The organism is Rhodovastum atsumiense, assembly GCF_937425535.1.
Classification (GTDB): Bacteria; Pseudomonadota; Alphaproteobacteria; order Acetobacterales; family Acetobacteraceae; genus Rhodovastum; species Rhodovastum atsumiense.
This window is the reverse complement of the sequence record NZ_OW485601.1, coordinates 5,059,002-5,079,447: the sequence shown is the minus strand read 5'-3', so window position 1 is coordinate 5,079,447 and position 20,446 is coordinate 5,059,002. Positions and strand designations below refer to the sequence as shown.

General features: G+C 70.8%; 15 protein-coding genes. 5 read left to right on the top strand and 10 right to left on the bottom strand.

Going from position 1 to position 20,446, the window contains the following annotated elements:
* Positions 1–24 precede the first annotated feature (24 nt).
* Together NBY65_RS22870 and NBY65_RS22865 are read right to left on the bottom strand one after the other, a co-directional pair.
* Positions 25–441, bottom strand: a complete 417-nt coding sequence (locus NBY65_RS22870) for a HutP family protein (RefSeq protein WP_150044574.1) — start codon at positions 439–441, stop codon at positions 25–27.
* Positions 442–608: 167 nt separating this feature from the next.
* Positions 609–1,619, bottom strand: coding sequence for a bile acid:sodium symporter family protein (locus NBY65_RS22865; protein WP_150044576.1), 1,011 nt, complete (start codon positions 1,617–1,619; stop codon positions 609–611).
* A gap of 84 nt (positions 1,620–1,703) precedes the next feature.
* Between NBY65_RS22865 and NBY65_RS22860 the strand changes: the two genes are divergently transcribed.
* Complete coding sequence (locus NBY65_RS22860) at positions 1,704–2,606, top strand: LysR substrate-binding domain-containing protein (RefSeq protein WP_203330699.1); 903 nt, start codon at positions 1,704–1,706, stop codon at positions 2,604–2,606.
* Between the two features lie 11 nt (positions 2,607–2,617).
* On the opposite strand, the gene NBY65_RS22855 is transcribed toward NBY65_RS22860, so the two are convergent.
* Complete coding sequence (locus tag NBY65_RS22855; RefSeq protein ID WP_150044578.1) at positions 2,618–3,391, bottom strand: CDP-diacylglycerol diphosphatase; 774 nt, start codon at positions 3,389–3,391, stop codon at positions 2,618–2,620.
* Between the two features lie 132 nt (positions 3,392–3,523).
* Here NBY65_RS22855 and NBY65_RS22850 point away from each other — a divergent pair, with 132 nt between their 5' ends.
* Positions 3,524–4,036 carry a GNAT family N-acetyltransferase gene (locus tag NBY65_RS22850; protein WP_150044580.1) on the top strand — a complete coding sequence of 171 codons (513 nt, stop codon included), beginning with the start codon at positions 3,524–3,526 and terminating at the stop codon, positions 4,034–4,036.
* Between the two features lie 5 nt (positions 4,037–4,041).
* Here the strand turns inward: NBY65_RS22850 and NBY65_RS22845 are convergent, their stop codons facing one another.
* Both NBY65_RS22845 and NBY65_RS22840 read right to left on the bottom strand, forming a co-directional pair.
* Positions 4,042–5,187: a D-alanyl-D-alanine carboxypeptidase family protein gene (locus NBY65_RS22845; RefSeq protein WP_162530830.1), complete on the bottom strand. Its 1,146-nt coding sequence runs from the start codon at positions 5,185–5,187 to the stop codon at positions 4,042–4,044.
* Between the two features lie 11 nt (positions 5,188–5,198).
* Positions 5,199–6,038, bottom strand: coding sequence for an N-acetylmuramoyl-L-alanine amidase family protein (locus NBY65_RS22840; protein WP_150044589.1), 840 nt, complete (start codon positions 6,036–6,038; stop codon positions 5,199–5,201).
* 547 nt (positions 6,039–6,585) lie between these two features.
* Here NBY65_RS22840 and NBY65_RS33905 point away from each other — a divergent pair.
* On the top strand, positions 6,586–14,754 hold the full coding sequence (locus NBY65_RS33905) for a beta strand repeat-containing protein (protein WP_284347519.1): 8,169 nt from the start codon (positions 6,586–6,588) through the stop codon (positions 14,752–14,754).
* 45 nt (positions 14,755–14,799) lie between these two features.
* Here the strand turns inward: NBY65_RS33905 and NBY65_RS22810 are convergent, their stop codons facing one another.
* The 4 genes from NBY65_RS22810 to NBY65_RS22795 all read right to left on the bottom strand — a co-directional run bounded on the left by NBY65_RS22810 (position 14,800) and on the right by NBY65_RS22795 (position 18,759).
* Entirely contained in the window at positions 14,800–15,090 is a 291-nt protein-coding gene (locus tag NBY65_RS22810) for a hypothetical protein (RefSeq protein ID WP_150041538.1), read from the bottom strand.
* An 85-nt stretch (positions 15,091–15,175) separates the two neighbouring features.
* On the bottom strand, positions 15,176–17,056 hold the full coding sequence (cobT, locus tag NBY65_RS22805; RefSeq protein WP_150041539.1) for a cobaltochelatase subunit CobT: 1,881 nt from the start codon (positions 17,054–17,056) through the stop codon (positions 15,176–15,178).
* A 16-nt stretch (positions 17,057–17,072) separates the two neighbouring features.
* Entirely contained in the window at positions 17,073–18,086 is a 1,014-nt protein-coding gene (gene cobS / locus NBY65_RS22800; protein ID WP_150041540.1) for a cobaltochelatase subunit CobS, read from the bottom strand.
* Between the two features lie 82 nt (positions 18,087–18,168).
* Positions 18,169–18,759: a J domain-containing protein gene (locus NBY65_RS22795; RefSeq protein ID WP_150041541.1), complete on the bottom strand. Its 591-nt coding sequence runs from the start codon at positions 18,757–18,759 to the stop codon at positions 18,169–18,171.
* 85 nt (positions 18,760–18,844) lie between these two features.
* Here NBY65_RS22795 and NBY65_RS22790 point away from each other — a divergent pair, with 85 nt between their 5' ends.
* Both NBY65_RS22790 and NBY65_RS22785 read left to right on the top strand, forming a co-directional pair.
* Positions 18,845–19,135: a BolA family protein gene (locus NBY65_RS22790; protein ID WP_150041542.1), complete on the top strand. Its 291-nt coding sequence runs from the start codon at positions 18,845–18,847 to the stop codon at positions 19,133–19,135.
* Between the two features lie 326 nt (positions 19,136–19,461).
* Positions 19,462–19,746 (top strand): ribbon-helix-helix domain-containing protein, encoded by a 285-nt coding sequence (locus NBY65_RS22785; protein WP_162530599.1) that lies wholly within the window; start codon positions 19,462–19,464, stop codon positions 19,744–19,746.
* Between the two features lie 6 nt (positions 19,747–19,752).
* On the opposite strand, the gene NBY65_RS22780 is transcribed toward NBY65_RS22785, so the two are convergent.
* Positions 19,753–20,376 carry a DUF2889 domain-containing protein gene (locus tag NBY65_RS22780; protein WP_150041544.1) on the bottom strand — a complete coding sequence of 208 codons (624 nt, stop codon included), beginning with the start codon at positions 20,374–20,376 and terminating at the stop codon, positions 19,753–19,755.
* Positions 20,377–20,446 lie beyond the last annotated feature (70 nt).

Genomic DNA, 20,446 nt, shown 5'->3' with positions numbered 1-20,446 from the left:
ATTTCTTCGCGCATGGGCGAAATGTCAGAGATGCATGACGCCGAAGCCCATGCGCTCGTGATTCGTCAGCGGGTGGAAGGCGGATTCACCATGACAGGCGACGACCACCCAGCGTCCGTCGCTGGCCACCGCCACCTTCAGCTTCAGGCTGGATTCGGCGGTCACGTCCGCGCTGACCCCCTTCAGGCACTCCAGCCCGGCATGGATGACGGCGTGGATCTCGTTATGGGCATGGCGGATCACCTGGCCCTGCAGCGCGCAGGCAACGATCGACTTGACGAAGACCTGGGTAACATGGGTGCGCACGCCAGTGATGAAAGTGACCGCCAGCCGGACGCGCTTTTCCTCCTGAACCAGCTTCTTGATGGCGTCCTCTTCTTCGCGCGAGCTGATCGCGGCCATGATCGCGATCTTGCCGATTCGATCCGGAACGATATCCATCGGGGCATCCTCTTGTCAGTTGCCGACCGGCACCTTTCTGCCGGGCCGGCAGCGGCGCGTGGCGGGGGTGGTGCCATCGACCGGCGCGGCACCGAAGCCGGGTATATGGCGACACGGCGATCGCGAACACCCGGCAACGCGGCGTTGCCACCGCGTCAGTCGAACCGTCAGGGGGCGGACGCCACCGAGGCCGCCGCCGCCAGCGCGGCATGGCGCCGGGCCAGCAGCGCGCAGACGAAAAGCTGCAGTTGGTGAAACAACATCATCGGCAGCACGATCAGCCCGGTGGCATGGCCCGCGAACAGCACGCTCGCGATCGGCAGGCCGCTCGCCAGGCTTTTCTTCGAACCGCAGAACAGGACGGCGACGCGGTCCTCGCGCGAAAAGCCAAGCGCCCGCCCCACCAGTGTCATCGCCGCCATCACCAGGCCCAGCAGCACCGCGCTCATGGCCAGCAGCCGCAGCAATTCGCCCGCGCCCACCTGATGCCAGATGCCCTCGACCACGCCTTCGCTGAAGGCGGTGTAGACGACCAGCAGGATCGAGCTGCGATCGACCAGGCCGACCAGGGTGCGGTGGCGTTGCACCCAGCCACCGATCCGGGGCCGTGCCAGTTGCCCCGCGAGGAAGGGCAGCAGCAATTGCACGACGATGGTGACGGCGCCGCCGGTCGAGATGCCGATCGAACTGCCCGCCACCACCAGCCCCGTCAGCAGCGGGGTCAGCACGATGCCGACGAGGTTGGAGAGCGAGGCGGCGCAGAGCGCGGCGGGAACGTTGCCCTGCGCGATCGAGGTGAAGGCGATCGAGGACTGCACCGTCGAGGGCAGCAGGCAGAGCAGCAGCATCCCCACCCAGAGATCGGGCGGGAACAGGCCGGGCCACAGCGCCCGCGCCGCCAGCCCCAGCAGGGGGAACAGCGCGAAGGTGGACAGCAGGATCACCAGTTGCAGGCGCCAGTGCCGCGCCCCGGCCAGGGCCGCCTGCGGCGACAGCCGGGCACCGTGCAGGAAGAACAGCAGCGCGATCGCCCAGCCCGAGGCCGCGCTGGCCAGATCCGCTCCGCGACCCTGGGCCGGCAGAACGAAGGCCAGGGCGATCATGGCGGTCAGGCCGATCAGGAAGGGATCGATCCCCACGCGGGCAAGCATGGGGCGCAGCGGTGGCAGTTTCGGCATCTTGGCAGCTCCTTGGCCTGCCAGAATCGCAATCACCCGGGCCATTGTGAACCGCGCACACCATGCTTACTGTCATCACGGTCCATGATGACAGGCAGCTTCGACCCGATCCTGCTGGAAACGTTCCTCGCGGTCACCCAGACGCGGAACTTCACGCATGCCGCCCAGCGGCTGGGCCTGCGGCAATCCACCGTCAGCCAGCACATCCGCCGGCTGGAACAGCAGGCCGGGCGGCGCCTGTTCCAGCGCGACACCCATTCGGTGGTACTGACGCCCGACGGCGAGGCCATGATCGGCTTCGCCCGCAGCATCCTGGAAGCGAATGCACGGGCACGGCATTACTTCGGCGGCGCCCGGCTGCGCGGGCACCTGCGCTTCGGCGTCTCCGACGATTTCGTGCAGACCCGCCTGCCGGAATTGCTGCGCGACTTCGTCCTGCTGCATCCGGGGGTCGACCTGGCGCTGACGGTGGGCACCAGCGCCCTGTTGCGCGGCCGGCTCGACGAGGGCGAGCTGGACCTTGTGCTGTGCAAGCGCCAGCTTGGGGAAGATCGCGGGGAGCTGGTCTGGCGCGAGCGCCTGGCCTGGGTCGGGCGGGCCGACCTGCGCCTGTCATCCGATCCGGCGCAGCCGGTGCCGCTGATCCTGTATGCGCCGCCCAGCATCACCCGCAGCACCGCGCTGGAGACGCTGGAGCGGGCCGGCCGTCCCTGGCGCATCGTCTGCACCAGCAGCAGCCTGAGCGGGTTGCGCGCCGCCGCCTTCGCCGGGCTGGGAATCGCGGTCAGCGCGCTCAGCCTCATCCCGCCGGAGCTGGTCGATCTGGGCCACGCGCTGCGCCTGCCGGACCTGGGAGAGACCGAATTCGTGCTGCTGGGCGGGCAGAAGCCGTTGCGTGGCCCGCCGGCGGCGCTGGCGCAGGCGCTGCTGGCCAGCGGCGACCGGCTGCAGCGTCCGGCGACCGGCGGCACCGCCCCGCCACGATAGGGGCAGCGCGATCAGCCGTCCCTGGCCACGGCGCAACCGTGGTCCAGCAATTCCTCGCCGCCGCCGGGACCACCCAGCCAGGGCGGAAACCCGCCCGGCTCGGCGCGGCCTTCCAGCACGATGAAGCCGGCCTGCCCGTCCGGCAGGGCGGCGCCGGTCAGCACGATGGTCTCGTTGCCCATGGCCTCGCGTGCGCCGGGCAGGCCCTCGGCCACCAGCCGGAACGGGTCCACTTCCCCCAGCTCCGGCCCGGCGATGCGGCGCACCTGGTAGGCATGGCCGGCGAAGGTCCCGGCCAACGGCGTCCAGTCGGTGCCGATCCCGCCCCCCTGCCGGCGCAGGGTGTCGCGCAGGTCGGCGCGCAGGCAGCCGATATGGATGTGCAACTGGTTCTGGCTGCGGGCCGGGCGGGCGTTGATCGCCAGCCCGATCTCCGTATCGTCCAGCGGCCGGCCAACCCGCGCGGAAACCAGTCCGCGCACGGCCCAGGCGGCAGCGAAATAGTTGGTGCCCCCCGGCTCCAGCAGGGCGGGTTCCTCGATGCCGCTCAGGCGCAAGGTCGGGATGAGCAGGTATTCGAACGGCTTGTGCGCGGCATTGTCCTTCAGGACGGCGGTGCCGGCGCGCAAATCCACCTGGGTGCAGGGGGATGGATCGTCGCGCCGCATCTGGCCGGGAACACACTGCCCGTCGACGATCTTCCACAGCGCATCGGGATCGGCGGCCAGGGCGCAGCCGGCGTCCAGCGAGACCAGCGTGCAGAGCAACAGGGCGGCGCGGTGCATGACGTGTCCTCCGCCGGGATCGGGAATCGTTTGCCACCCGGCTCTACAGCCTGTCCGCCGGCAAGGCAAAGTCCGGGATCGACTCGTGGCGCCGTGTCAGGTTCGGGAAACAGCCAGGAAGTGAAGGTGCCGATGAACCCGACCCGACCCCAGGACGAAGCCCCGGTGCGGATCACCCCGTTCCAACCGGCAGACGAAGCCGGCGTCCTCGATGTGATCCTCACGGTGCAGCAACAGGAGTTCGGCATTCCGATCACCGCCGGGGATCAACCGGACCTGCGCCACATCGACAGTTTCTACCAGACCGGCGCCGGCGGCTTCTGGGTCGCCAGGGCCGATGGCCGCGTGGTCGGCACCATCGGGCTCAAGGATATCGGCGACGGCCAGGCGGCGCTGCGGAAGATGTTCGTCGCGGCGGCGTATCGCGGCCCCGGATTCGGCATCGCGGCGAAGCTGCTGGAGACGCTGCTCGCCGCCGCCTGGGCAAAGGGGGTCACGGCGATCTTCCTCGGCACCACCGAGAAATTCCTCGCCGCGCACCGTTTCTATGAAAAGCACGGCTTCACCCGGCTGCCGCGGGAGGACCTGCCGCCGACCTTCCCCGTGATGGCGGTCGACACCCTGTTCTACGTCTGGCGCGGCTGAGTGGATCAGAGCCGGGCCTTGCCATCGAGGATCAGGCAGGTGCCACCCTGGCGTTGTGCCGGCGGGCACAGGCGGGTCGCACCGGCCAGGGACAGGGTGCCAACCTCGGCGCGCCACAGGGTCTGGCCCCGCGCTGCCACCGGTTCCACCCGCACCGTGCCATTCACCGGCCTGGCCGCCCGCTGCGCCAGATCAAGGGCGTAGCTGCGTGAGGAAAAGGCGCCGAGCCTGACCCGGAAGCGGGTGTCGCCGGCGGGCGGGGCCGGCGTCGCCAGCACCGGCACGGCGCGCGCCGCCACCGGCGACGTGGCCGCCCGCGCCGAGGCGATCAGCGGCGGCACCGGGGCGGGCCGGTCCATCTGCATCCGGGCGAAGCCGGCATCCAGCAACTCCGCCATCAGTTCGTCCCGCCCCGCCGCGGTATCGGCGCCCAGCACCACGCCGATCAGCCGCACGCCACCCCGCTGCGCCGAGGTCACCACGTTGAAGCCGGAAGCCCGGGTGTAGCCGGTCTTGAGCCCGTCGGCCCCCGGATAGCTGGCCAGCAGGCGGTTGTGGCTGAACACGGTCTCGCCGCGGAAGCGGAAGCTGGTCGTGGCGAAATAGCGGTAACGATCCGGGAAGCGGATGAGGATGTGGCGAGCCAGCAGCGCCATGTCGGCCGCCGTCGTCACCTGCGCCGGATCGGGCAGGCCGGAGGCGTTGCGGAACACGGTGTCGCGCATGCCAAGCGCGCGGGCGCGCTGCGTCATCCTGGCGGCGAAGGCGGATTCGCTGCCGCCGAGCAGTTCGCCCATGGCCGCGGCGGCGTCGTTGGCCGAGCGCGTCACCATGCCGAGCACGCAGTCCTCGACGGTGACGCGCATGCCCGGCCGCAAGTTGAGCCGGGTCGGCTCCATCGCCGCGGCGCGCGGCGAGACCGGGACGACGCGGCCCGGGGTCAGCCGGCCGGCCTGCATCGCCTCGAAGGTGAGATACAGCGTCATCACCTTGGTCAGGCTCGCCGGATGGCGCAGTTGCCACGCATCCCGCGCCAGCAGCGTGTCGCCGCTGTCGGCATCGATGACGATGAAGCTGGGCGACGCACGTGCGGTTGCCGGCCAGGCCAGCACCAGCGCCAGGATCAGGGCGGTCCAGACCGGTCCCCGCATGCGATATCTCCTCATCCGGTGACGATCCGTCGTCCGGGCTGCTGCTGGAACCACTCGTCGATGGCGGCGGCCAGCGCCGTCGCCAGCTTGCGGCGGTGTCCCGGCAGGCGCAGCAGCCGCTCATCCTGCCGGTTGGACATGAATCCCATCTCAACCAGCGCGCTGGGGATGGTGGCCGAGCGCAGCACCGCGAAACCGGCGCGCCGTGTCGGATTGCGCAGCAGGAACACCTGCCGCCGCAACTGGCGGACCAGGCAATGCTGCACCGCCGCCGCGCCGGCGAAGGTCTCCCGCAGCACCAGCGCCGAGAGGATGTCCCGCACCTCCGGGCGATAGGCGCGGAATTCCCGGGCGATGAAACGGTCGGCCGCGTTCTCGCGGGCGGCCAGCCGGGCCGATTGCGAATCGGAGGCGCGGGCGGCGAAGACGTAGACGCTGGCGCCGCGCACGTCGGGCCGGTCGAGCGCGTCGGCATGCAGCGATACGAACAGCGCCGCGCCGTGGCGCTCGGCCATGGCAACTCGATCCGATAATGGAACAAAATCGTCGCGGGCGCGCGTGAGCCGCACCCGGTAGCGCCCGCCCGCCTCCAGGCGGCGCTTCAGGTCCTGGGCAGCGGCGAGGACGACCTGTTTCTCATGCGTGCCGGCAACCCCGATCGCGCCGGGATCTTTGCCGCCATGGCCGGGATCGAGCATCACCAGCGGACGCTGGCGCGACGGGGGCGTGGGCTGGCGAGGCTTCCGGGAGGCCGGCCTGCGGCGGGGAGCGGCTGCCTGCGCACCCAGGGCAGGCAGCCCCAGCGCGGCCAGTGCGCATCCACCCAGAAACGTGCGTCGTCCGAACCTCATGGGCGGAACCTAATGGGGCGTCTGAAGAAATGGCCACGCCTGAATACTTACAATCCGGTAATTTTTCAACCAAATCGCCGCATCCCGGGATCAATCTTGTCCCACCATCAGTAAAAGACCGGACAACCCCTCGCAGTTTGGCAATATAAGTCAAAGTTTGTTACTTGACGCAGGCACGGCACCCCTGCCCGCCGCCCCGGCAAAGCCCTGGCCGGACCGGAATACGCGTGGCCGACGCTCACCTTCGCCAGGACGGGAAACCGGAGCACATACGGCCCCACCTCGTCGCGCAGGAAGGCGAAAAATCATATCAACAAATAAGGAGGACGATTTTCTAGTATCGAGCAAAAGGTCATGATAATCTATCGATATGACTTGGCGAAATATTTGCTTATTTGGGATTTTTATTATCGAAGTTATGGATTTATTCTATTTTCAATTTGCCTATATTTTCAACTTGTCACGAGAAATACGATCTTCCTGACCGGACCACCGGCGCGGCTGGATGCGTGCGCCCTGATTTTTCTGCTTTCGCAAAGGATGAGCCGTGACCGACATTTCCTCCACCACGGACATCTCGACCCTGACGACGGACGAGATCGCGGCTCTCACCACCAGCCAGATTGCCTCCCTGACCACCACGCAGGTCGTCGGGCTGACCACCGACCAAATACCGGCGCTGTCCAACACCCAGATCGGGGCGTTGACCGCCACGCAGGCTGCGGTGCTGGAAACCGAAGACCTCGCCGCCCTCACCACAGACCAGGTCCCCGGGCTTGCCACCGCCGCCCTGGCGGCGCTGACCACGCGGCAGATCGGCACGCTGACCACCGCCCAGGTCGTGGCGCTGACCACTGCCCAGGCCAGGACCTTCACCACCGCCCAGGTCGCGGCCCTGACGTCGGCCCAGGCCGGGGCACTGGAACTCGACGATCTCGCGGCCCTGACCACCACCACCCTGGTGGCGCTCACCACCGCCGCCGTCGCCGCCCTCACCACCGATCAGGTCCCCGCCCTCACCACCGCCCAGGCCAGGGCCCTCACCACCACCCAGATTCGTGCCCTCACCACCGCCCAGCTTGTCGCGATCACCAACGATCAGGCGGGGGTGCTCACCTCCGGCCAGACAGCGGTGCTCACGAGCAGCCAGGCGGCGGCGCTGGAAGCCAGCGACCTCGCGGTGCTGACCACCGCCGCCCTGGTGACGCTCACCACCGCCGCCATCGCCGCCCTCACCACCGATCAGGTCCCCGCCCTCACCACCGCCCAGGCCAGGGCCCTCACCACCGCCCAGGTCGCGGCCTTGACGCCGGCCCAGGCCGGGGCGCTGGGGCTCGATGATCTCGCGGCCCTGACCACCGCCCAGATGGTGGTGCTGGGCACCGCCGCCGTCGCCGCCCTCACCACCGATCAGGTCCCCGCCCTCACCACCGCCCAGGCCAGGGCCCTCACCACCGCCCAGGTCCGCGCGCTGACCACCGATCAGGTGGTGGCGATCACCAACGACCAGGCCAGGGTGCTCACCTCCGACCAGGCGGCGGCGCTCACCTCCGCCCAGGCGGCGGCGCTGGAGCCCGGCGACCTCGCGACCCTGACCACCACCAGCCTGGTGGCGATCACCACCGCCGCGGTCGCCGCCCTCACCACCGATCAGGTCCCCGCCTTCACCACCGCCCAGGCCAGGGCCCTCACCACCGCCCAGGTCCGCGCGCTAACCACCGATCAGGTGGTGGCGATCACCAACGACCAGGCGGGGGTGCTCACCTCCGGCCAGACAGCGGTGCTCACGACCGCCCAGGCGGCGGCGCTGGAGCCCGGCGACATCGCGGCGTTGACCACCGCCGCCCTGGTGGCGCTCACCACCGCCGGAGTCGCCGCCCTCACCACCGATCAGATCCCCGCCCTCACCACTGCCCAGGCCAAGGCCCTCACCACCGCCCAGGTCGCGGCGCTGACGTCGGCCCAGGCCGGGGCACTGGAACTTGACGATCTCGCGGCCCTGACCACCGCCCAGATGGTGGTGCTGGGAACCGCCGCGGTCGCCGCCCTCACCACCGATCAGGTTCCCGCCCTCACCACCGCCCAGGCCAGGGCCCTCACCACCGCCCAGGTCCGCGCGCTGACCACCGATCAGGTGGTGGCGATCACCAACGACCAGGCCAGGGTGCTCACCTCCGACCAGGCGGCGGCGCTCACCTCCGCCCAGGCGGCGGCGCTGGAGCCCGGCGACCTCGCGGCCCTGACCACCACCAGCCTGGTGGCGATCACCACTGCCGCGGTCGCCGCCCTCACCACCGATCAGGTCCCCACCCTCACCACCGCCCAGGCCAGGGCCCTCACCACCGCCCAGGTCCGCGCGCTGACCACCAACCAGGTGGTGGCGATCACCAACGACCAGGCGGGGGTGCTCACCTCCGGCCAGACAGCGGTACTCACGACCAGCCAGGCGGCAGCGCTGGAGCCCGGCGACCTCGCGGCGCTGACCACCTCCGCCGTGGTGACGCTCACCACCGCCGCGGTCGCTGCCCTCACCACCGATCAGGTCCCCGCCCTCACCACCGCCCAGGCCAGGGCCCTCACCACCGCTCAGGTCGCGGCCTTGACGCCGGCCCAGGCCGGGGTGCTGGAGCTCGACGATCTCGCGGCCCTGACCACCGCCCAGATGGTGGTGCTGGGAACCGCCGCGGTCGCCGCCCTCACCACCGACCAGATCCCCGCCCTCACCACCGCCCAGGCCAGGGCCCTCACCACCGCCCAGATCGCCGCACTGACCACCGATCAGGTGGTGGCGATCACCAACGATCAGGCCAGGGCGCTCACCTCCGGCCAGACAGCGGTGCTCACGACCGCCCAGGCGGCGGCGCTGGAGGCCGATGATGTCGCGGCCCTGACCACCGCCGCCCTGGTGGCACTGACCACCGCGGCCATCGCCGCCCTCACCACCGACCAGGTCCCCGCCCTCACCACCGCCCAGGCCAGGGCCCTCACCACCGCCCAGGTCGCGGCCTTGACGCCGGCCCAGGCGGCGACCCTGGAAGCCGATGACCTCACGGCACTGACCACCGCCCAACTGGTGACGCTCACCACCGCGGCCGTCGCCGCCCTCACCACCGACCAGGTGCCGGTGCTGACCACCCTTCAGGCCAGGGCCCTCACCACCGCCCAGGTCGCCGCACTGACCACCGACCAGGTCGTGGCGCTGACCGGCGACCAGACAAGGGCGCTCACCTCCACCCAGGCGGCGGCGCTCACCTCCGCCCAGGCCGCGGCGCTGGAAATCGACGACCTCGTGGTGCTGACCACCACCGCCCTGGTCGCGCTGACCACCGCGGCCATCGCCGCCCTCACCACCGATCAGGTCCCCGCCCTCACCACCGCCCAGGCCAGGGCCCTCACCACCACCCAGACGGTGGCCCTCGGCACCGCCCAGGTGGCGGCCCTCACCCCTGTGCAGGCCGTCGCCCTGACCACCGCCCAGGTGGTGGCCCTGACCACCGCCCAGGTGGCGGCGCTGGAAACCGACGACCTCGCGGCGCTGACCATCATCCAGGTCGCCGCGCTGGAAACCGGGGATCTCGCGGTGCTGACCACCGACCAGGTCATCGCGCTCACCACCGCCCAGGTGCAGGCCCTGACCACCGCCCAGGCGAGGGCCTTGACCACCGCCCAGGCGGCAGCGCTGGAAACCGACGACCTCGCGGCCCTGAGCACCGCCGCGCTGGCGGCGCTGACCACCGCCGCCGTCGCCACCCTGACCACCGATCAGGTCCCCGCGCTGACCACCGCCCAGGCCAGGGCCTTCACCACCGCCCAGATCGCCGCCCTGACCACCCCCCAGGCCGCCGCCCTGACCACCAGCCAGGCCATCGCCCTGACCACCGCTCAGGTGGTGGCGCTGACCACCGCCGCCGTCGCCGCCCTCACCACCGATCAGGTCTCCGCTCTCACCACCGCCCAGGCCAGGACACTCACCACCGCCCAGATCGCCGCCCTGACCACCGATCAGGTGGTGGCGCTGACCACCGCCCAGGCGCAGGCCCTGACCACCGCCCAGGCGCAGACCCTGACCACTACTCAGGCGGCGGCGCTGGAAACCGACGACCTCACGGCCTTGACCACCGCCGCGCTGGCGACGCTCTCCACCGCCGCCGTCGCCGCCCTCACCACCGGTCAGGTCCCCGCGCTGACCACCGCCCAGGCCAGGACCCTCACCACCGCCCAGATCGCCGCCCTGACCACCCCCCAGGCCGCGGCCCTCACCACCGCCCAGGCCATCGCCCTGACCACCGCCCAGGTGGTGGCGCTGACCACCGCCGCCGTCGCCGCCCTCACCACCGACCAGGTGCCCGCCCTCACCACCGCCCAGACCAGGGCGCTCACCACCGCCCAGTTCGGCGCGCTGACCACCGATCAGGTCGTGGCACTGACCACCGCCCAGGCGACGATGCTCACCTCCGCCCAGGCGGCGGCACTCACCTCCGCCCAGGCGGCGGCGCTGGAAACCGACGACCTCGCGGCACTGACCTCCACCGCCCTGGTCGCGCTGACCACCGCTGCCGTCGCCGCCCTCACCACCGGTCAGGTGCCGGCGCTCACCACGGGACAGGCCGGGACGCTCACCACCGCCCAGGTCGCGGCGCTGACCTCCGCCCAGGTCGTGGCGCTGACCACCGACCAGGCAAGAGTGCTCACCTCCACCCAGGCGGCGGCACTCACCTCCGCCCAGGCGGCGGCACTGGAAACCGACGACCTCGCGGCGCTGACCACCACCGCCCTGGTCGCACTCACCACCGCCGCTGTCGCCGCCCTCACCACCGATCAGGTGCCGGCGCTCACCTCCGCCCAGGTGACAACCCTCGCGACCAGCCAGATCCGCGCATTGACCACCGCCCAGGTCGTGGCGCTGACCACCGACCAGGCAAGAGTGCTCACCTCCACCCAGGCGGCAAAGCTCGCCACCGCCCAGATCGCCGCCCTGGAGACCGCCGACCTCGCGGCCCTGACCACCGCCGCGGTGGTGGCACTGGGCACCGCCGGGGCCGCCGCACTGACCACCGACCAGGTACCCGCCCTCACCACCGACCAGACCCGCGCCCTCGCCACCGCGCAGATCGCGGCATTGACCACCGCCCAGATCGTGGCGCTGACCACCGATCAGGCACCGGCACTGAGCACCGCGCAGGCGGCAGCCCTCACCACCGCCCAGGCGCAGGCGCTGGAAACCGCCGATCTCGCCAGCCTCACCACCGCCGCACTCGCAGCCCTCACCACCGCCGGGACCACCGCGCTGACCACCGATCAGGTGCCAGCCCTCACCACCGCGCAGATCGCCGCGCTGACCACCGGCCAGGCCGCGGGGCTCACCACGGCCCAGGTCGTCGCCCTCACCACCGATCAGCTTCCCGCCCTCAGCACCACCCAGGCCAGGGCCCTCACCACCCTGCAGGTGCCGGCACTGGAACCCGCCGATCTCGCGACACTGACCACCAACGCGCTGGCGGCGCTCAGCACCGCCGCCGTCGCCGTCCTCACTACCGATCAGGTGCCCGCCCTCACCACCGCCCAGGTGCCCGCGCTCACCTCCGCCCAGGTCGGGGCGCTCACCACGGCCCAGATCACCGCCCTCACCACGGCTCAGGTGCCCGTACTGACCACCGCACAGGTCACCTTGCTGACCACCGCGCAAGCGGCAGCCTTCACCACCCTGCAGGTACCCGTCCTCACCACCGCCCAGGCGAAAGCCTTCACCACCACCCAGCTACGGGCCCTCACCACCGCCCAGATCATCGCCCTCACCACCGACCAGATCCCGGCGCTCACCACCGCGCAAATCGCCGCGCTGACCACCGCGCAGGCGGCGGCGCTGGAATCCCAGGATCTTGCCGCGCTGACCACCGCCGGGCTGACGGCACTCACCACCGCCGCCATCGCCGCACTGACCACCGACCAGGTCATCGCGCTCACCACCGCTCAGGCACGGGCCCTCACCACCGCGCAGGCGCGGGCCCTCACCACCGCCCAGCTCGGTGCCCTGGAAACCGACGACCTGGCGGCGCTGACCACCGCCGGCGTGGCAGCCCTCACCACCAGCCAGACCAGCGCCCTCACCACCGACCAGATCCCGGTGCTGACCACCGCCCAGGTGGCGGCACTGACCGCCAGCCAGATCATCACGCTCACCACCGGCCAGATCATCGCCCTCACCACCGCCCAGGCGGCGGCACTGACCTCCGCCCAGGCGGCGACACTGACCTCCGATCAGGCGGCGACACTGGAAACCGCCGACTTCGCCGCGCTCGCCACGGCTGCCATCGCGGTCATCACCACCGCCGCCGTCGCCGCCCTGACCACCAATCAGCTTCCCGCCCTCACCACCGCGCAGGCAAAGGCGCTCACCGTCGCCCAACTCCGCGTCCTCAGCACCGACCAGCTCGGTGCCCTGGAAACCGAGGACCTGGCGGCGCTGACCACCGCCGGCGTGGCAGCCCTCGCCACCAGCCAGACCATCGCCCTCACCACCAACCAGATCCCCGCGCTGACCAGCGCCCAGGTGGCGGCCCTCACCACCGCGCAGATCCGTGCCCTCACCACCGACCAGGTGCCCGCCCTCACCACCATCCAGGCAGCAGCGCTCACCACCGCCCAGGCGGCGGCGCTCACCACCGGACAGGTGCTCGCACTGGAAACCGGCGACCTCGCCGCGCTGATCCCCGCCGCGCTGGCGGCGTTCACCACCGCTGCCATCGCCACCCTCACCACCGACCAGGTGCCCGCCCTCACCACCGCCCAGGCACGGGCCCTCGTCATCGCCCAGGTGCAGGCGCTCGGCACCGCGCAGGCAGCGGCGCTGGCAACCGTCGACCTCGCCGCGCTCAGCACCGCCCAGGTGGCAGCGCTGACCTCCGCCGCCGTCGCCGCCCTGACCACCGACCAGGTTCCCGCCCTCACCACGTCCCAGGTGGCAGCGCTCAACACCGCACAGATCCGCGCCCTGACCACCGACCAGGTGCCCGCCCTCACCACCGCCCAGGCACGGGCGCTCACCACCGCCCAGGCGGCGGCACTGACCACCGCCCAGGCGGCAACGCTGGAAGCCGGCGACCTCGCCGCGCTGACCACCACCGCGCTGGCGGCGCTGACCTCCGCCGCCGTCGCCACCCTGACCACCGATCAGGTGCCCATCCTCACCACCGCCCAGGTGGCGGCACTGACCACCGCCCAGATGCGCGCCCTCACCAGCGATCAACTGCCGGCGCTCACCACCGACCAGGCGAAGATCCTGACAACCGCCCAGGTGGCGGCGCTCACCACCGGGCAGGTACCGTCGCTCGGAACCGACGACCTCGCCGCACTGACCACCACCGCGCTGGCGGCGCTGACCTCCGCCGCCGTCGCCACCCTGACCACCGATCAGGTCCCCGCCCTGACCACCGCCCAGGCCAGAGCCCTCACCACCGCACAGATGCGGGCCTTCACCAGCGCCCAGGCCGTGGCGCTGGAAACCGCCGACCTCGTCGCCCTGACCACCGCCCAGGTGGCGGCGCTCACCACCGCCGCCGTCGCCGCGCTGACCACCGATCAGGTGCCCGCCCTGACCACCGCCCAGGCCAGGGCGCTGACCACCGCCCAGGTGCGGGCCTTCACCAGCGCCCAGGCCGTGGCACTGGAAACCGCCGACCTCGTCGCCCTGACCACCGCCCAGGTGGCGGCACTCACCACCGACGCCGCCGCCGCGCTGACCACCGACCAGGTGCCCGCCCTCGCCACTGTCCAGGTGGCGGCACTGACCACTGCCCAGATGCGCGCCCTCACCACCGGCCAGGTATCCGCGCTGACCACCGCCCAGGCCAGGGCCCTCACCACCGCCCAGGCGGCCACGCTGACCACCGATCAGGTGCCGGCACTGGCAACCGCCAACATCGCGGCACTGTCCACCGCCGGCGTCGTGGCGTTCACCACCGCCGCCATCGCCGCGCTGACCACCGATCAGGTGCCCGCCCTGACCACCGCCCAGGCACGGGCCCTCACCACGAGCCAGATGCGGGCCCTCACCACCGCCCAGATCCCGGCGCTCACCACCGCCCAGGCGCCCGTCCTCACCACCGCCCAGATCACGACACTGACCACGGCGCAGGCGGCGGCGCTGGAAACCGACGACCTCGCCGCCCTCACCACCTCCGCCGTCGCCGCGCTGACCACCGCCCAGATCCCGGCCCTGACCACCGACCAGGTCCCGGCGCTCACCACCGCCCAGGCACGGGCACTCACGACGAACCAGGTGCGGGCGCTCGCGACCGCCCAGATCGCGGCCCTCACCACCGACCAGGCGCGGGCCTTCGCCACCACCCAGATCGCGGCCCTCACCACCACGCAGGTACCGGCCCTGGAAAGCGAGGATGTCGCCGCCCTTGGCACCATCCAGATCATGGCCATCACCACCGCCGCGCTGGCGGTCCTGACCACGAACCAGGTGGTGGCGCTTCAGTCGGCCCAGGTGGCCGCGCTGACCACCGCCCAGGTGCGGGCGCTCACCTCACTGCAGGCCGGGGCGCTGACCACCGAGGAGCTCAGTGGCTTCACCACCCTGCAGGTTGGCGCCCTGACCACCACCGCGCTGGCCGCCATCCCGGAGCTGGACCGGGCCCATGGCTTCCGCGCGGGCCAGCTCGCAGTGATGTCGGCCGAACAGCTCAGGGCGTTGTTCGATGTCAGTTGAGCGGTCGCCCCTGCCACCAACGGGGCTTCGCCCCATGGAGTCCCATCACCTTTCGCGCCGGCGGTGACCAAGCGCATAGCCCAGGATCACGCCGAACAGCAGCCCGGCCCAGGGATGGGCCCGCAACGTCGACCCGACCTGCGAAAACACCCCGGGCAACGCCTCGCGCCGTGGCGGGACCTGGCCGGCCTGATCAGGGATGGAGGCCGCCGCCGCACCACCGACCGGCTGTCCCGTTTCGTCGAGAAGGCGCGCCGCACCGCCGGCGGCGCCGATCGGTCGGCCCGTCTCGTCGAGAATGGGCTGCGTGGCCCGGCCCGTTTCAGCCTGTGACATGTTCTGTCCCTCGCGTAAACGCGAGGGACAGAACAGGCAAACCCGGCCGTGGTTGCGCCCGTACTATCGCCCGTACTGGCGGAGATCAGGCCACCAGCGCGGCTCGCTCGCTGCTGGCGCGGGCCCAGGCCAGGGCGGCATCCTCGTCGAACAGCTCGGTCAGCTTCTTCATCATGGTGCCGCCGAGCTCCTCGGCGTCGACGATGGTGACGGCGCGGCGATAGTAGCGGGTCACGTCATGGCCGATGCCGATGGCGATCAGCTCCACCGCGTCACGGCTCTCGATGTCGCGGATCACCTCGCGCAGGTGCTTTTCCAGGTAGTTGCCGGGATTGACCGACAGCGTGCTGTCGTCCACCGGGGCGCCGTCGCTGATCACCATCAGGATGCGGCGGTTCTCCGGGCGCGCGAGCAGCCGGCGATACGCCCATTGCAGCGCCTCGCCGTCAATGTTCTCCTTCAGCAGCCCCTCGCGCAGCATCAGCCCGAGATTCTTGCGGCTGCGGCGCCAGGGCGCGTCGGCGGCCTTGTAGATGATGTGGCGCAGGTCGTTCAGCCGGCCGGGATTGCGCGGCTTGCCGTCGGCGACCCAGCGCTCGCGGCTCTGCCCGCCCTTCCAGGCGCGGGTGGTGAAGCCCAGCACCTCCACCTTCACCGCGCAGCGTTCCAGGGTGCGGGCGAGGATGTCGCCGCACATCGCCGCCACGGTGATCGGCCGGCCGCGCATCGAGCCGGAATTGTCGATCAGCAGCGACACCACGGTGTCGCGGAACTGGGTGTCGCGCTCGCGCTTGTAGGACAGCGCCTGCAGCGGGTTGACCACGACGCGGGCCAGCCGCCCGGCATCGAGCAGCCCTTCCTCCAGGTCGAAATCCCAGGCGCGGGTCTGCTGCGCCAGCAACCGGCGCTGCAGACGGTTGGCGAGCTTGGACACCACCCCCTGCAGATGCTGCAATTGCTGGTCGAGTTGCTGGCGCAGCCGCGTCAGCTCCTCCGGGTCGCAGAGATCCTCGGCCGCGACTTCCTCGTCATGCTGGCGGGTATAGGGGCGGTAGCTGGACTCGGTATCGACGACCGGGCGCTCGCGGCGCGGCTGCGGGCCGCCGGGACGGTCCTCGCCCTCGGCCGCCATCGCCTCTTCTTCCGCCTGCTCGGCGGACTGGTCGTCGGTGGCCTCGCCCTCGACCTGCTCGGGCTGGGCGCCGAGGATGCTCTCGGCGTCGGAGTCGCTCTGGCCCTCGCCCTGCTGGCTGTTGTCCTGCTGGCCGGATTGCTCGCCCTGGTCGTCGCCCGGCTCGCCCTCGTCGGGCTCGGCGTCGGCCTCTGCCTCGGCAAGGTCCATGGCGGCGAGCAGGCGGCGGGCGGCACGCGCGAAGGTCGCCTGGTCGTCGCGGGCGGCGGCCATTTCCTCGATGGCGCGGTCGGCCCGCTCGCCAAGCGTGCCGCGCCACAGATCCAGCACGCGCTGCGCCGACTCCGGCGCGGGCTCGCCGGAGAGGCGCTCGCGCACCAGCAGGGACAGCGCCGCGGAGACTGGCAACTGGTCCTTGCGGGTCATGCGGTCATAGCCCTCGACCTCGCATTCATCGGCGAGGCGGGCACGCAGGTTGGAAGCGACCCCGTCCATGTGGCGGGCGCCGACCACCTCGACGCGGGCCTGTTCCAGCGCGTCGTAGACGTCGCGCGCCTCGCGCCGGGCGGGGGCACGGGCGGCGTGCACGGCATCGTCATGATAGCGCACCCGCAAGGCGAGGCTGTCGGCCACGCCACGCAGCCGCGCCATCTCGCCCGGCGGCAGCGCGCGCGTGGGCAGTGGCAGGCGGGCACGCTTGCCGGCGAGCCCGGAGGGACCGGGCTGGAAGGCGACCTGCACTTCGTTGTTGTGGGCGATGGCACGCAGCGCGCCGGCGGTGGCGCGCTTGAACTCCTCGGCCCGGGTGGTGTCCTTGCCCCCGCTTCCACTCATGCCTGCAGACGCTCCTTCAGCCGCGACGGATCAGGTTGCCCGTCGGCAGGTCCTGGTTGAAGCAACGCTGGAAGTACTCGGCCACCGTGCTGCGCTCGGCCTCGTCGCACTTGTTCAGGAAGGTCAGCCGGAAGGCGAAGCCGACATCATTGAAGATGCGGGCGTTCTCGGCCCAGGTGATGACGGTGCGCGGCGACATCACGGTGGAGATGTCGCCGTTGATGAAGCCGGCGCGGGTCAGTTCGGCACAGGCGACCATGCTCTCGATCTGCTTGCGCATCGCCTGGTCAGTGCCGTCGAGGCCCATCTTGGCCAGGACGATCTCGGTTTCCTGCGCGTGCGGCAGGTAGTTCAGCGTGGCCACGATGTTCCAGCGGTCCATCTGGCCCTGATTGATCTGCTGGGTGCCGTGATAGAGGCCGGTGGTGTCGCCGAGGCCCACGGTGTTGGCGGTGGAGAACAGGCGGAAGCTGCGATGCGGGCGGATCACCTTGTTCTGGTCGAGCAGCGTCAGCCGGCCTTCGACCTCGAGCACGCGCTGGATGACGAACATCACGTCGGGACGGCCGGCATCGTATTCGTCGAACACCAGGGCGCAGGCATGCTGCAGCGCCCAGGGCAGGATGCCCTCGCGGAACTCGGTGATCTGCTTGCCTTCCTTCAGGACGATCGCGTCCTTGCCGATCAGGTCGATGCGGCTGATGTGGCTGTCGAGATTGACGCGGATGCAGGGCCAGTTCAGCCGCGCCGCGACCTGCTCGATATGGGTCGACTTGCCGGTGCCGTGGTAGCCCTGGATCATGACCCGGCGGTTGAAGGCGAAGCCGGCGAGGATGGCCAGCGTCGTCTCCGGATCGAAGCGATAAGCAGGGTCGACATCCGGCACGTGCTCGGTGCGCACCGAGAACGCCGGAACCTCCATGTCGCTGTCCACCCCGAAGGTCTCGCGCGCATTCACCGTGGTGTCCGGCAGATCGATCGCCGAGGTCGGCATGGCGCGGGTGTCGGAGAGAGCGGCTACCTTGGTCATAGGCCAGTCATCCTGTGTTCTTGGGGGCAGACTACACCCGGCATCGGACTCGGACAGAGAGTAGGCGAGAGCCGGACCGGCGTCACCCCGCCGCGGCAACCCGTTGCCCGCCCGCCAGATGGCCGCGCAGGGCGGCATAGGCGAGGTTGATGCACTTCAGCCGCTCCTCGGAGGCGCGGTCGCCGTTGTTGGCGTCCGGATGGTGGCGCTTGGCCAGTTCCTTCCAGCGCGCCTTCACCTCGGCCAGCGTCACCGGCCAGGTCAGGCCGAGCGTGGCCAGCGGCTCGCGCATCTCCGCCGGCGGCTCGTCGTGGCGCGACGCGGCGCCCGCCCGCAGCCGGGCCGCGTCCAGCAGGTGCAACGGATCGCGCGCCAGCGCTTCCTCGATGCGCTGCGCCCCGATATGGCCAAGCGGCCAGGAAGGACGCTGCCAGGACGTGTCGGCGCGCAGTTGCGCCTCGATCTCGCCCGGCGACATGCCTTTGTAGAAGTCCCACGAGGCGTTGTAGGCGCGCACGTGCTCGAGGCAGAACCACCAGTAGTCGTTCAGCTGGCTGCGTGACTTCGGCGCACGGTACTCGCCGAAGCCGCCGCAGCCAGGCATGTCGCAGTGTCGGCCCGGCGCCCGCGGATCGGGCGCGTAGGCCCGGGGTCGCGAAGTGCGTCGGGTCATCGACACGATATGTGCGGTGATCGCCGGCGTTTGCAAAGGGGGTATCGCACTGGCGGGCGACACGGCGACGGGATATCCTCCGGGCATGACGACACGCGCTGATCGCATGGCCGCCGTGCTGGAACGGCAGCTCTCCCCGACCCTGCTGCGGATCGAGGACGACTCCGCCCGCCATGCCGGCCATGCCGGCGCCGCACCGGGCGGCGAGACGCATTACAGCGTGCTCGTGGTCTCCCCCGGCTTCCGCGGGCAGGGCCGCCTTGCCCGCTCGCGCGCGGTGCATGCCCTGCTGGAAGCCGAATTCGCCAGCGGCCTGCACGCGCTCGCCCTGACGCTGCGCACCCCCGAGGAACACGCGACCCTCGGCGGCGCCTGAACACCACGTCACGGCACCGGATCAATACGGCTTGAACATGGCTGCCGGGTCCATGGGACACCGGCGCCGTCCGCACCGTGCCTGTGCCATAGTGGCGCGGCATCGCCCCCACAGCCGCGCGCGACCGATGTCCGGCGCGCTTGCGTGCCCGCGCGGGGGGAATGGGTGCGATCACTCTTTGTCATGGTGAGTCCGGCCATCTCCGCGCAGCGCCGTGTTGGCAACGGATTAATACGGATCTGATCACAACCCGTAGTCTTGCGGGAAACTTGCACTTAACTAATCGCGCTGCATTCTCCCGTAAACCGACAATGGGAGTGGCAGCCGTGGCGACAAGCCGGCTCATCAGCCGCAACGTGAAGGGCTCGCAGGGGCGCACCAGCATGCGTCTCGAACCGGAACTCTGGGACGCGCTCGAGGAAATGTGCCGGCGCGAGCGCATGCCGATCCGCGAAATGGTCCGTCGGATCGGCGCCGAGGCGCCACCCGGGGGACGCACCAGCGCGGTGCGCGTGCGCCTGATCACCTATTTCCGCGAGGCCGCGACCGAAGGTGGCCACGTGGCTGCCGGGCACGGCGCCTTGCCGTCGGATACGGTGATGTCCGGCTGACGCCGGTCACGTGGTCCCGTCGGCCGCCCCGGCCGCCTCGGACCCGGAACCGCGATACAAACGAGGCCAGCGGCGGCGCACGGCATCGCGGGTATCCGCGTAGCCGTAGCACGTATTCAACAGGACGGGCCTCGCCTCCTCCGCTGGCGCCTGTCCGGCCTCGGCCAGTTGCCGGCGGTGCTCCTCGGCGCGGCGCAGCCGTACTGGCCACAACGTCTGATAGGCGGTCGTGGCCATCTGCTGCAGCATTTCCCGCAGATGCGTGCAGCCATCGATGCCGCCGACCCGGGCATTCGCCTCCCTGAGGAAGCCGGGCCCGATCGTCAGCCCGGCCAGGCGATCGAAATGCCGGCCACTCTGCCGGCACACGTCGAACGGCCCGTACGCCGTGACCGCCTCGAAGGCGACGATGACCATGTCCTCGTCCACCGTCATGCGCGCCCACATGTCATGCAGCGGCTCGCCCGGCTCGATCCGCCCGCCAGGACGGTCGAGCCCGTCGAAGCCGCGCGTCTTGGTGTCGCGCAGATGGGCCTCGATGTCGAACAGGCCGTCGGCGCGATGATAGCCGCGCAGGCTGATGTCTCGTAGGTGGATCAGTTCGCGCTCGGTGGCGGTGCTCAACGGCATCTGGCGTTCTCTCCCGTGCGGCGCCGCGGCTGCAACCACGGGCCTTTGTTTTGCTGCATCGCAGCGATAT